The organism is Streptomyces sp. NPDC053560, from assembly GCF_044544605.1.
GTDB lineage: Bacteria > Actinomycetota > Actinomycetes > Streptomycetales > Streptomycetaceae > Streptomyces.
On the sequence record NZ_JBITXI010000018.1, the window covers coordinates 129,663 to 141,599 of the forward strand.

An 11,937-nucleotide genomic window follows, 5' to 3' on the forward strand; every position below is an offset into this window, starting at 1 on the left:
CATGACTGCCACTCCCACGATCGTGCTCATCGGCCATGGGATGGTCGGCCAGCGCTTCCTGGAGGCTCTCGCGGACCGCGGTGTCACCGGGTCGGCACGCGTCGTCGTCCTGTGCGAGGAGCCCCGCCCCGCGTACGACCGGGTCCAGCTCACCTCGTACTTCTCCGGCCGCACCCCCGAGGATCTGTCCCTGGTCGAGGCGGGCTTCATGGCGGAGCACGGCATCGAGCTGCGCCTCGGCGACCCGGCCGAGTCCGTCGACCGCGCCACCCGCACGGTGACCGCCCGCTCCGGCTTCACCGTCGAGTACGACCAACTCGTCCTGGCCACCGGCTCGTACCCGTTCGTCCCGCCGGTCCCCGGCAAGGACAGCAAGGGCTGCTTCGTCTACCGGACGATCGAGGACCTGCTGGAGATCGAGGAGTACGCCAAGAACGTGACCTCCGGCTCGGTCGTCGGCGGCGGCCTGCTCGGCCTGGAGGCGGCGGGCGCCCTCAAGGGCCTCGGGCTGGACACGCACGTCGTGGAGTTCGCGCCGCGGCTGATGCCCGTACAGGTCGACGAGGGCGGCGGCGAGGCGCTGCGCCGCACCATCGAGGGCATGGGCGTGACCGTGCACACCGGCGTCGGCGGCAAGGAGATCACCGCGGGTCCGGACGGCGCGGTGACCGGCATGGAGCTGTCCGACGGCTCGCGCATCGACACCGACATGGTGATCTTCTCGGCCGGCGTCCGGCCGCGCGACCAGCTGGCCCGCGACTGCGGCCTGGAGGTCGGCGAGCGCGGCGGCATCGTGGTCGACGCGGCCTGCCGCACGGCGACCGACCCGGCCGTGTACGCGATCGGCGAGTGCGCGCTGGCCGTCGACGGCCGGGTGTACGGCCTGGTGGCGCCCGGCTACGAGATGGCGGAGACGGCGGCCGCCGCGATCGCCTCGGTCGACACCGCGGGCTTCACCGGCGCCGACACCTCCACCAAGCTCAAGCTGCTCGGCGTGGACGTGGCGTCCTTCGGCGACGCGCACGGCACCGCCGAGGGCTGTCTGGACGTGGTCTACGCCGACTCCCGCTCGGGCGTCTACAAGAAGCTGGTCATCGGCGCGGACGGCACGCTGCTGGGCGGCGTCCTGGTCGGCGACGCCGAGGCGTACGGCACGCTCCGCCCGCTCACCGGTTCCGTCCCGCCGGTCTCCCCCGAGCAGCTGGTCCTCCCCGCCGGGGCCGGCGCGCCGGTCGCCATCGGCCCCTCCGCGCTCCCCGACGAGGCGGTCATCTGCAACTGCCACAACGTCACCAAGGGCGCCATCCGCGCGGCCGTCACCGAGCACTCCTGCGGCACGGTCCCCGAGGTCAAGAAGTGCACCAAGGCCGGCACCGGCTGCGGCTCCTGCGTGAAGGCGCTGACCACCCTGGTCAACGACGAGCTGGAGCTGAACGGCGTCACCGTCGACAAGGGCCTGTGCGGCTGCTTCCCGCACACCCGCGCCGAGCTGTACGAGATCGTCCGCACCCTGCGCCTCACCTCGTACGAGCAGCTGCTCGCCTCGCACGGCAGGCCGGAGGCCCGGGACGGTGACGGCTGCGAGGTCTGCAAGCCGACCGTCGGCTCCATCATCGCCTCGCTCGCGCCCACCCTCGGCGCCAGCGGCTACGTCCTGGACGGCGAGCAGGCGGCGCTCCAGGACACCAACGACCACTTCCTCGCCAACCTCCAGCGCAACGGCTCGTACTCGATCGTGCCGCGCATCCCCGGCGGCGAGATCACCCCCGAGAAGCTGATCGTCATCGGCGAGGTGGCCCGCGACTACGGCCTCTACACGAAGATCACCGGCGGCCAGCGGATCGACCTGTTCGGCGCCCGCGTCGACCAGCTCCCCCGCATCTGGGCCCGCCTTGTCGACGCCGGCTTCGAGTCGGGGCACGCGTACGGAAAGGCCCTCCGTACGGTGAAGTCGTGCGTCGGGCAGACCTGGTGCCGCTACGGCGTCCAGGACTCCGTCCGCATGGCCATCGACCTCGAACTCCGCTACCGGGGCCTGCGCTCGCCGCACAAGCTGAAGTCCGCGGTCTCCGGCTGCGCCCGCGAGTGCGCCGAGGCCCGCGGCAAGGACTTCGGCGTCATCGCCACCTCCAACGGCTGGAACCTCTACGTCGGCGGCAACGGCGGCGCCGATCCGCGCCACGCCGACCTCCTCGCCCAGGACCTCTCCGACGCCGAGCTGGTCCGCCTGATCGACCGCTTCCTGATGTTCTACATCCGCACCGCCGACCGCCTGGAGCGCACCTCCGCCTGGCTGGAGCGCATCGAGGGCGGCCTGGACCACGTACGCGACGTCGTCGTCCACGACTCCCTCGGCCTCTGCGCCGAGCTGGAGGCCCTGATGGCCGACCACGTCGCCCACTACCGCGACGAGTGGGCCGAGACGCTCAACGACCCCGAGCGCCTCTCCCGCTTCGTCTCCTTCGTCAACGCGCCCGAAGCGCCCGACCCGTCCGTCCGCTTCGTCCCCGAGCGGGACCAGATGAAGCCGGACCTGGACCTGCTGGCCGGCCCCACCCTCCCCGTACGCACCCTCGAAGGGACCGTTTCCCGATGACCGAGACGCTCGAACGCCCGCTGACGACCGGCACCCTCGAACTGCGCACGGACCGCGGCTGGCTGGCCGTCTGCGCCTCCTCCGCGCTCGTCCCCGGACGCGGCGTGGCCGTGCTCCTCCCGGACGGCACCCAGGCCGCCGTCTTCCTGGACCGCACGGGCCGCCCGTACGCGATCGGCAACCGCGACCCGTTCACCGGCGCCTGCGTCCTCTCCCGCGGCCTCACCGGCTCCGCCGACGGTCGCCCGTACGTCGCCTCCCCCCTCCTGAAGCAGCGCTTCGACCTGGCGACGGGCACCTGCCTGGACGACCCGGCCCGCTCGGTCCCGGTCTACGAGACCCGGCTGACCCCGCAGACCGCAGCAGCCGCCTGACCCACCCACCCGGCGGCTCCCACGCCCGCCGCCCCACCAGCCCGACCGCCCCGCCCCGCGCCATCCCTGCCCTGCCCGGCGCGCGACGGGGCGGTCGCGTACGGCCGGGCACGGTGCACCCGCGTAACCTGACCTCGGCTTTACCGACGAGTACATACGCACCGCGTACGTGGGCACCCTCCTGCATGCGTACCGAGTCCCTACGTACCGACGAGTCCATACGTACCGAGAGGTTCAGGCAATGGCCCGCCGCTGGAACACGTCCCATATTCCCGACCAGACCGGCCGGCTGGCCGTCGTGACCGGTGCCAACAGTGGTCTCGGCTACGTCACGGCGCGCGAGCTCGCCCGCCGCGGCGCGCGGGTGATCCTGGCCTGCCGCGACAAGGACCGCGGCGCCGCTGCCGTCGCCCGGCTGCACTCCGAGCTGCCCGCGTCCGAGAGCGAGCTGCGCACGCTCGACCTCGCCGACCTGGCCTCCGTACGCGCCTTCGCCGACGAGCTGGCCGCCACTCGCCTCGACCTGCTGATCAACAACGCCGGTGTGATGGCCCTCCCCCACCGCCGCACCGCCGACGGCTTCGAGATGCAGTTCGGCACCAACCACCTCGGCCACTTCGCGCTGACCGGCCTGCTCCTGCCCGCGCTGCTCGCCACCCCCGGCGCCCGCGTCGTCACGGTCTCCAGCGGCTTCCACGCCCTCGCCGACGTCGACCTGACCGACCTCAACTACGAGCGGAACCGCTACCGCCGCTGGATCGCCTACGCCCGCTCCAAGTCGGCCAACCTCCTCTTCACGCACGAGCTGGCCGCCCGGCTCGACCGCGCCGGCTCCGATGTGCTCGCCGTCGCCGCGCACCCGGGCTACGCCGACACCAACCTCCAGACGGCCGGTGTCCGCATGGAGGGCCGCACCCGCGCCGAGCGCTACGCCGCCCTCGGCAACCGGCTCGTCGCCCAGCCCGCCGAGGCGGGCGCGCTGCCCAGCCTCTGCGCGGCGACCGCCCCGGGCATGCGCCCCGACGCGTTCCTCGGCCCGCAGGGCGGCCTCCGCGGTGCGCCGGCCCCCTCGTTCCGCGCCCGCCGGACCAAGGACGACGCCACCTCGGAGGCCCTGTGGACCGCCTCGGAACAGCTGACCGGCGTCACCTACGACTTCACTTCTCCGGCGCCGGCCTGACGTTCTGGGTGACGTGGAAGACGTTGTCCGGGTCGTACCGCCGCTTGACCCGCGCCAGCCGGTCGTAGTTGTCCCGGTACGTGGCCCGGACGCGGTCCTCCCCCTCGCCCTCGCCGAGGAAGTTCACGTAGGACCCGCCCATGGAGTACGGGCGCAGCGCCTCCCAGTACGCCACGCACCACTCCTTGACCGCCCGCGCGTTGGCCGGGTCGGGGTCGATGCCGGCGAAGACCCCGGACCACAGCGCGTCCCGGTAGCTCCACGCCGTGTCCTCCCGGCCGACGCGCCCGGCGGCTCCGTCCACCGGGTACAAGTGCATCGTCGACAGCCCGGTGGGCAGCTCCTCCCCGAACCGCAGATGCACGTCGAGCGCCTCGTCCGGCACCCGGTCGAAGAAGGCGCCGCGCCAGTACCACTGGAGCCCCGCGGGCAGCAGCTCGTCGAACAGCCGCTGCATCTCCGCGTACGGCATCGGCGTCGAGAAGTGGAAGGCCGGCCGGCCCGCCTCGCGCGCCCCCGCGAGCGCCTCCCCGAGCACCGCTTCGGTCCGCTCCGCTTCCCCGGCGTGGCACCACAGCACGCCGCACATCTTCTGCCCGTACAGCTCCTCGGGGAAGGGCGGCCCGGGCGGCACGGCCAGCACCGTGAAGAACCCGTACACGTCCTCCGCGGCACTCGGCATGAACTCCCGGTACCAGCCGAGCACTTCGCGCGTACGCTCCACCGGCCACACGGTGACGCCGAAGCCGACCGTGTCGACGGGGTGCAGCCGGTACGTGAACGACGTGACCACGCCGAAGTTGCCGCCCCCGCCGCGCAGCGCCCAGAACAGGTCCTCGTGCGCGTCTTCGCTCGCGGTGACGAGGGTCCCGTCCGCCAGCACCACATCGGCCGCCACCAGACTGTCCAGCGTCAGGCCGTACTTGCGGGTGAGATAGCCGTGCCCGCCGCCCAGCGTCAGCCCGCCGAGACCGGTCGTCGAATTGATGCCGGTGGGCACGGCGAGCCCGAAGCCCTGCGTCGCGTGGTCCAGGTCCCCGAGGAGGCTCCCGCCCCCGGCCTGCGCGGTCCGGGCCGCCGGATCGACCCGCACCCAGCGCATCGGCGCCAGGTCGGCGGTGATCCCGCCGTCCACGATCCCCAGGCCGGGCGCGCTGTGTCCCCCGCCCCGCACGGCCAGCTCGACCCCCCGCTCCCGCGCGAAGGCCACCACATCCCGGACATCCACCACGTCCCGGCACGCCACCACGGCCCCCGGCCGCTTGTCCAGCATGCCGTTGTAGACCTTCCGGGCTTCGTCGTACCCGCCGTCCTCCGGCCCCACGACCGGTCCCCGTACCGCTTGCCGCAACGCTCCCAGAGTCCCCGGCTCCATGGCGGCCCCCATGGCATCGCACCTTTGGCCAAAGCCCAGCTCCCGGGCCCCCGGCCCTTACCCCCACCCTCCCGCCGCCCCCGGCCCCGGGCAATCCCCACCGCAGCCACCGCTGCAACCCGGCATCCGGACCGCCGCGACGCCGTTCCCGGCGTCAGACGTCAACGCCGCCCGCGCCCCAACAGAGCACTGCCCGCGACCACGGCCCCAATGGCGATGACCTTGGCGGCTCCGTAATACCCACCCGCCAGGTTCTCCGGCGTACCGGGCAACCGAAAGAAAACCCATACAGCGACAACAACCCCGAAAACAATCAGCCCAACGGCCCCCACCGCCCCGAGCCCGGCCCACCAGGGCCCCTCACCGTGGCTCCGCTGAACTTCCCCTTGCGTCATGAACCGCTCTCCCCTGCGTGCGTGCGACGTTGATCACGAGAGGAGACGGGCAATGGGCGCATGAGGTTCACGGGCCTCAGGGACGAGCGGGCGCTGCGCCCCCTTCATGTCGGCCTCAGGACGCCGACGTGTCCGTGAGCGCGGCGCGCGACAGGCCCAGTTCTCGGGCCAGGGCTTCCTCCGCCCACTGGAGCATGGTCGTGCGCGGCAGCGGGCCCTGGTACGAGGTCATCTGGACCGCGAGGCCGTCCAGGAGGGCGGTGAGGCGCCAGGCCGCGGCCGTGGGGTCGGGGCAGTCGAACTCGCCGGCCGTCGCGCCCTCCGCCATCACGTCGGCGAGGGCGGCCTTCCACTCCTGGTCCAGGCCGCCGGCCGTCTCCCGGAGGACCGGGTCGCGGAGGGCCGCCGCCCAGCCCTCGATCCACAGGCGCCAGCCCTTGGCCTGGCCGGTCGGTGCGTACCAGCGCACCGCCGCGCGCAGCCGGCGCACCGCGGTCGTGCGGCGGTTGAGGAGGCGGCGCAGGTGGGCGAGGTCGGCCTCGGCGGCGTGCGCGAAGGCCGCCGCGACGAGCTTCTCCTTCGTGGCGAAGTGGTACAGGACCAGGGCGTTGGAGACACCCAGCGCGGAGGCCACATCGGAGACGCGGACCGCCGCGACGCCACGTGCCTCGATCTGCTCGATGGCGGCACGCAGCAGCTCCTCGCGCCGCTCCGCCACGTTCAACCGGACTCTTGCCACGTCGTCAGCCTACAACCGGGGGCGTGCGAGAACCCTTGACACCGCGCGGCGACGGGTTCACAGTCACCCACTACCCACTACTGACTGTCCATTCAGTTAGTTGCAGTAGTCGCAACAGTCGCAGTGAGTTCGGTTGGAGCGCGTGCCGCGTCGTCGCTGGAGTTCGCCATGACAGATGCAGAGACCCGATCGTCGTCCGCACCGCCCGGCCCCGGGAGGAGACCCGGGCCGGACACCGGCTCGCCCGACCTGTCCGAGGGGTGGGGCGAACAGCGGGGCCGCCTGCGGAAGGACCTGCGGCGGCTGGACGTACTGTTCTTCCTGATCTGCACGCTGGTCGGGCTGGACACGATCGGGTCGGTCGCGGCGCAGGGCCCGCAGGGGCTGACCTGGATGGCGATCCTCGCGCTCGCCTTCTTCCTGCCGTACGGACTGCTGGTCGCCGAGCTGGGCTCGGCATTCCCCGTGCAGGGCGGGCCGTACGTCTGGACGCGGCTCGCGTTCGGGCGGCTGACGGCCGGCCTCAACCAGATCCTGTACTGGATATCCAATCCGGTCTGGGTGGGCGGCAGCCTCTGCATCATCGCGCTGACGACATGGGAGGAATTCTTCACGCCACTGCCGGGTGCGTGGAAATACCTCGCCGGGCTGGTGTTCATCTGGGGCGGGGCGCTGGCCGTGGTGCAGGCCGTACGGTTCGGGAAATGGGTGCCGATCGCGGGGGCCGTCGCGCGCATCGTGCTGCTCGGCTTCTTCCTCGTCTCCGTGGTCGTCTTCGCGCTGGAAAACGGCGTGCACCCGCTGCCGGCCGGGGAGTTCACGCCGACGTACGCCGGATTCATCGCACTCGTGCCCGTACTCATCTTCAATTACGTCGGGTTCGAACTGCCCAGCTCCGCGGCGGAGGAAATGACCAATCCGCGCCGGGACATTCCGCTGTCGATCCTGCGGTCGGGGCTGGCGTCGCTGGTGCTGTACGGCGGGCCGATCCTGGGAATCCTGTTCGTCCTGCCGGGGAAGGAAATCGGGAGCCTCGGCGGATTCATCGATGCCTGCAAGGCGGTCTTCACCGTCTACGGCGGGCACATCGCGAGCGACGGGACCGTGACGCTCGGCGGCGCGGGGGCCGTTTTCGGCGGCGTGGCGGCGGCCGGACTGATCGTCGGGCTGCTGACCAGCGGGGTCACCTGGGCGATGGGGGCGCACCGGGCACAGGCGGTGGCCTGCGCGGACGGCGCGGGGCCCGGCTGGCTCGGCAAGATCGACGAGCGGCGGGGCACCCCGGCGCGGGTCAATCTGCTGTCCGCCGTCATCGCCTCGGTGCTTTTCGTGCTCGCGCTGAATCTGACCGAGGGGGACGGCGAGAAGTATTTCGCGGCGGGCCTCGGGCTGACGATCTCCACGACGTTCATCTCGTACGTCATCACGTTCCCGAGCCTGGTGGTACTGCGCCGGAAGTACCCGGACACGCCCCGCCCGTACGCGGTACCGGGCGGGCGCCTCGGGCTGTGGACGGTCACCGCGCTGGCAACGGGCCTCGTAGCCTTCACGGTCGTCGTACTCATCTGGCCGGGCTTCGGCGTCGGCTGGTTCGGCAGCACAGGCAACGCAGCCGACTCCCTCCCCCCGTCCTTCGCCGGCCAACGCCTCGCCTACACCCTCAGCCAGGTCCTCCCACTCGCCCTGTTCCTGGTCATCGGGCTGGTGTTCTACGGCCTGGGGGCGAAGACCCGTCGGGCCAAGGGGTAGCGATCCTGCCGCTCCTCGGCTGCAACGCCACCGAGTTCCAGAACCGGTCCTGACCGGGGGAAGGCCCGGGTTCCGCCGGACGGCGGGCCCGGGCCTTCCTGTACGCCGCTCAGCGGTACGGGGCAGCCCCTCCCGGAGGTACGGCCAACACCGCCGCCGCGTCCAGGGCCACTGCTCCGCCCGGGTGGGTGAGGAGGGGGTTGATTTCCATGTCGGTGAGTTCGGGGTGTTCGGTGGCGCAGCGGGCCAGGGTGCAGAGGGCGGTGGCGGCCGCGTCGAGGTCGACGGGAGGGGTGCCGCGCCAGCCGGTGAGGAGGGGGGCGAGGCGCAGGGAGAGCAGGAGGTCGCGGGCGTGGTCGGGGGTGAGCGGGGCGAGGGCCAGGGCGGTGTCGGCGAGGAGTTCGGCCCGTACGCCGCCGATGCCGGCCATGAGAACCGGGCCGAAGGCGGGGTCGCGTCGTACGCCAGCGATCAGTTCGACCGCGTACGGGGGCGTGGCCATGGCTTCGACGGCGTAGCGGTGCGCACCCGTCACCGCGGCCATCCGGGCGAAGGCGGCCCGCAGCGCCGTCTCGTCGGCCAGGCCGAGCGCCACCCCGCCCGCCTCCGTCTTGTGGGCCAGCCCCATCGCCTTCAGGGCGAGCGGGAAGCCGACCCGGTGGGCGGCGACCACCGCCTCGTCGGCGGAACGGACGAACTCCGCTGCGGGGAAGGCCAGTCCGTAGGAGCAGAGCAGGTCGCGGGTGGTTTCGTAATCGCCGTCGAGGAGGCGGTGGGGGGACGGGGGCGGGAGCGGCAGCGGCTGCCTGGGGCGGGTGGCGCTGAGGCGCGTCACGCCGGACAGGGCCGCCGCGGCCTGCTCGATCCGTTCGTAGACCGGGACGCCACGCTGCCGCAGGACGGCGAGGGCCGGGGTGTCGCGGGCCATGGTGTGGACGAGGAGGGGGCGGCCGGAGGCCTCGGCTGCGGTGGCGAGTTCCCGGGCGATCTCCGTCTCGCGGGCGGCTCGGCCCGGCGCGTCGGTGGCGTAGTCGCCGAAGTAGCCGGTGAGGACGACGGCGTCGGCTTCGCCGCAGGTCAGGAGCATACGAGTGAGGCGCGCATAGGTGGCCAGGTCGACTTCGCCGGCGCCCGCGAGGTCCACGGGGTTGCCGCAGCCGGCGCCGGGCGGGAGGAGCGCGGCAACTGCCTCGGCGGTGGCTGCGGAGAACGCCGGTACGTCCGCACCGCGGGCGGCGAACGCGTCGGCGGCCAGAGCCCCTTGTCCGCCACTGTCTCCGACGACGGCGACGGCAGGGCGCGGCCTCAGGAGCGCGGGGAACTGCGCGACCGGCCACGGTGGTGGGGCTGTCGCCGGCGGCGGGGCAGGGACCGGCACGGTCGCGCGACCGTGCGCCCTCAGCAGGCACAGCGCCGTGTCCACCGTCTCCCCCGCCGTGTCGAGCAGCAGGGCGCCCGCGTCGCGGCAGACGGCTTCGACCGTGGCACGGGGGCTGACCAGGGCGCCCGTGTGGGAGGCGGCGGCCCGGCCGGCGGCGGCGCTGCGGCCGACGGTGAGGAGGAGGACCGGCTTGCCGGCCGCGTGGGCGGTGGCCAGGGCGCGGGCCAGCCGTCGGCCGTCGCGGAAGTCCTCCACGTACGCGGCGATGACGCGCGTCGGGCCGTGCCGCATCAGCGCCTCCAGGGCGTCGGCGGCGTCGATGTCCCGCTGGTTGCCGAGGGAGACGAAGCGGGAGAAGCCCTGGCCGGCGCGGGCCAGCAGGCGGCCGATCTCCAGCGCGAGGTTGCCGCTCTGGGAGACCAGGCCGACCTGTCCGGCCGGGAAGTCGCCCCAGCTCAGCCGGAGGTCGCTGGTGGTGTCGACGACGCCCATGCAGTTCGGGCCGAGGAGCCGGGCGCCGTGCGCCCGGACCAGGGACGACAGTTCCGCTTCCGCCTCGGGGGCCGGGCCGCCCGAGGTGATGACGGTGAAGCAGCGGGCGCCGGCCGCCAGCCCTTCGGCGACGACCGCCCGCACCTGGGGCGGCGGTACCGCCACGACCACGTGCTCCGGCGGCTCCGGCAGCGCGCCGAGGTCCGGCAGGAACGGCACGCCGGAGAGCTCGCCGCCCCGGTGGTTGATCAGGTGCACCGTACGGCGCGCCCGTCCGGCGAGCGCCCCGGACGCGAGCCAGTACCCCCACTTCTCGGGGTTGGCCGAGGCCCCGACGACGGCCACGGAGCGGGGGTCGAAGAGCGAGGCCAGGGAAGCGGCCGGTGGACACGGCTCGGACGCGGACGTCATCGGTACCACCCGAACCGCTCCGCGATCACCGGGAGCCGGTTGGCGACGATGCCGTGGGCGGCCGCGCGCGGTGTGCAGCCGACGGCCTCGGCGCGGGCCAGCATCTGGTCGATCAGGGCGCGCATCGAGCGGCGGGTGTACGCGAACGCCTCGTCCGCGTCGGCGCCGATGTCCCCGAAGAGCGTCCACCACCACCAGGCGTTCGTACCGGAGTTGACTACCACGTCGGGCAGGACGGTCACCCCGCGGGCGGTGAGCAGCGCCTCGGCCTCCTCCCGTACCGGCATGTTCGCCGCCTCGATCACCCAACGCGCGGTGATGTCCGCCTGGTTCCCGGCGTCGATCGCGTACGAGACGGCCGCCGGTATCAGCACGTCGGCATCGGCCGACAGCCAGGCGTCGCGCGGCAGTTCGCGGTCCCCGGGGCGCAGCGCGGCACGGTCCACGGTGCCGTGCGCGTCGCGCGCGGCGAGCAGCGCCTCGACGTCCAGCCCGGCGGGGTTGGCGAGGGTTCCCTTGATGTCGGCGACGGCGACGACGCGCAGCCCGGCGCGGGCGAGGAAGCGCGCCGTCGCGCCGCCCATGGTGCCCAGGCCCTGCACGGCCACCCGGGTGCCCTCGTACGGGACACCCGCGCGGTCCAGCGCGGCGAGCGCGGCCTCCGCGACGCCGCAGCCGCCCACCAGTTCGTCCAGCCCGATGCCGTCCACGTCGATCCGGAACGCGTCGGCGAGCCGCTGCCGGGCCGCCGTCTCGTCGTCCAGCAGCGGGTAGACCGCCTGGATGGAGGAGACCAGCCCGGCTTCGGCGGCCGCCTTGTCGACCAGGTCCTGGGTCAGGCCCAGGTCCTCGCCGGTCGTCCAGAAGTGCTCGATGTAGGGGCGCATGGCACGCAGGTAGCGCACGAGGACGCCGTACGCCTCCGGCGCGCGCGGGTCGCAGTCGATACCGCCCTTGGCGCCGCCGAGCGGGATGTACCGGCCCTCGGGGTTGTAGTGCAGCGCTTCCTTCATCGTCATGCCGCGGGCCAGCCCGGCCACCTCGTCGAGGGTGCAGCCGGCCCGCATCCGCAGGCCACCGCTGGCCACGCCGCGTACGAGGCGGTCGATGACCAGGTGCCCCTGATGGCCGGTCTCGTGGTCGGTCCAGGTGAGCGAGACGAGCGGGACATCGGACGCATGGGACGTCACGGGTTCGGTGCTGCTCATCGGGCGGGCTCCTCGGGGCATCGGGTGGGATCCTCGG

At 73.1% G+C, this 11,937-nt stretch carries 8 protein-coding genes; 4 read left to right on the forward strand and 4 right to left on the reverse strand.

What is annotated here, in order from left to right; all coding sequences use genetic code 11:
- The first annotated feature begins 1 nt into the window (after nt 1).
- The 3 genes from nirB (at nt 2) to ACIGQF_RS34400 (ending at nt 4,150) form a co-directional block, all read left to right on the forward strand.
- Nucleotides 2-2,596: a nitrite reductase large subunit NirB gene (gene nirB / locus ACIGQF_RS34390; protein WP_399718685.1), complete on the forward strand. Its 2,595-nt coding sequence runs from the start codon at nt 2-4 to the stop codon at nt 2,594-2,596.
- The gene (gene nirD / locus ACIGQF_RS34395) at nt 2,593-2,970 is read left to right on the forward strand and encodes a nitrite reductase small subunit NirD (RefSeq protein ID WP_399718688.1); all 378 of its coding nucleotides are present in this window, start codon (nt 2,593-2,595) and stop codon (nt 2,968-2,970) included. The genes nirB and nirD overlap by 4 nt, the downstream gene beginning before the upstream one ends.
- A gap of 241 nt (nt 2,971-3,211) precedes the next feature.
- Nucleotides 3,212-4,150: an oxidoreductase gene (locus tag ACIGQF_RS34400; protein WP_399718691.1), complete on the forward strand. Its 939-nt coding sequence runs from the start codon at nt 3,212-3,214 to the stop codon at nt 4,148-4,150.
- Here ACIGQF_RS34400 and ACIGQF_RS34405 read toward each other — a convergent pair.
- Both ACIGQF_RS34405 and ACIGQF_RS34410 read right to left on the reverse strand, forming a co-directional pair.
- Nucleotides 4,128-5,525, reverse strand: coding sequence for an FAD-binding oxidoreductase (locus tag ACIGQF_RS34405; protein ID WP_399718779.1), 1,398 nt, complete (start codon nt 5,523-5,525; stop codon nt 4,128-4,130). The two genes, ACIGQF_RS34400 and ACIGQF_RS34405, sit on opposite strands and share 23 nt — an antisense overlap.
- Before the next feature lie 510 nt (nt 5,526-6,035).
- The gene (locus ACIGQF_RS34410; RefSeq protein ID WP_399718694.1) at nt 6,036-6,659 is read right to left on the reverse strand and encodes a TetR/AcrR family transcriptional regulator; all 624 of its coding nucleotides are present in this window, start codon (nt 6,657-6,659) and stop codon (nt 6,036-6,038) included.
- A gap of 168 nt (nt 6,660-6,827) precedes the next feature.
- Between ACIGQF_RS34410 and ACIGQF_RS34415 the strand changes: the two genes are divergently transcribed.
- Complete coding sequence (locus ACIGQF_RS34415) at nt 6,828-8,408, forward strand: APC family permease (protein WP_399718696.1); 1,581 nt, start codon at nt 6,828-6,830, stop codon at nt 8,406-8,408.
- Between the two features lie 109 nt (nt 8,409-8,517).
- Here the strand turns inward: ACIGQF_RS34415 and ACIGQF_RS34420 are convergent, their stop codons facing one another.
- Both ACIGQF_RS34420 and ACIGQF_RS34425 read right to left on the reverse strand, forming a co-directional pair.
- Complete coding sequence (locus ACIGQF_RS34420; RefSeq protein WP_399718699.1) at nt 8,518-10,692, reverse strand: acetate--CoA ligase family protein; 2,175 nt, start codon at nt 10,690-10,692, stop codon at nt 8,518-8,520.
- Nucleotides 10,689-11,900, reverse strand: a complete 1,212-nt coding sequence (locus ACIGQF_RS34425) for a Glu/Leu/Phe/Val dehydrogenase dimerization domain-containing protein (protein ID WP_399718701.1) — start codon at nt 11,898-11,900, stop codon at nt 10,689-10,691. Before ACIGQF_RS34425 ends, ACIGQF_RS34420 begins: the two co-directional genes overlap by 4 nt.
- Between the last annotated feature and the right edge of the window lie 37 nt (nt 11,901-11,937).

Bases quoted from the DNA above. Each gene is read 5' to 3' on its own strand.
- ACIGQF_RS34400 (WP_399718691.1), top strand. From the start codon at position 3,212: ATGGCCCGCCGCTGGAACACGTCCCATATTCCCGACCAGACCGGCCGG.
- ACIGQF_RS34405 (WP_399718779.1), bottom strand. From the start codon at position 5,525: ATGGAGCCGGGGACTCTGGGAGCGTTGCGGCAAGCGGTACGGGGACCG.
- nirB (WP_399718685.1), top strand. From the start codon at position 2: ATGACTGCCACTCCCACGATCGTGCTCATCGGCCATGGGATGGTCGGC.
- ACIGQF_RS34415 (WP_399718696.1), top strand. From the start codon at position 6,828: ATGACAGATGCAGAGACCCGATCGTCGTCCGCACCGCCCGGCCCCGGG.
- ACIGQF_RS34420 (WP_399718699.1), bottom strand. From the start codon at position 10,692: ATGACGTCCGCGTCCGAGCCGTGTCCACCGGCCGCTTCCCTGGCCTCG.
- nirD (WP_399718688.1), top strand. From the start codon at position 2,593: ATGACCGAGACGCTCGAACGCCCGCTGACGACCGGCACCCTCGAACTG.
- ACIGQF_RS34425 (WP_399718701.1), bottom strand. From the start codon at position 11,900: ATGAGCAGCACCGAACCCGTGACGTCCCATGCGTCCGATGTCCCGCTC.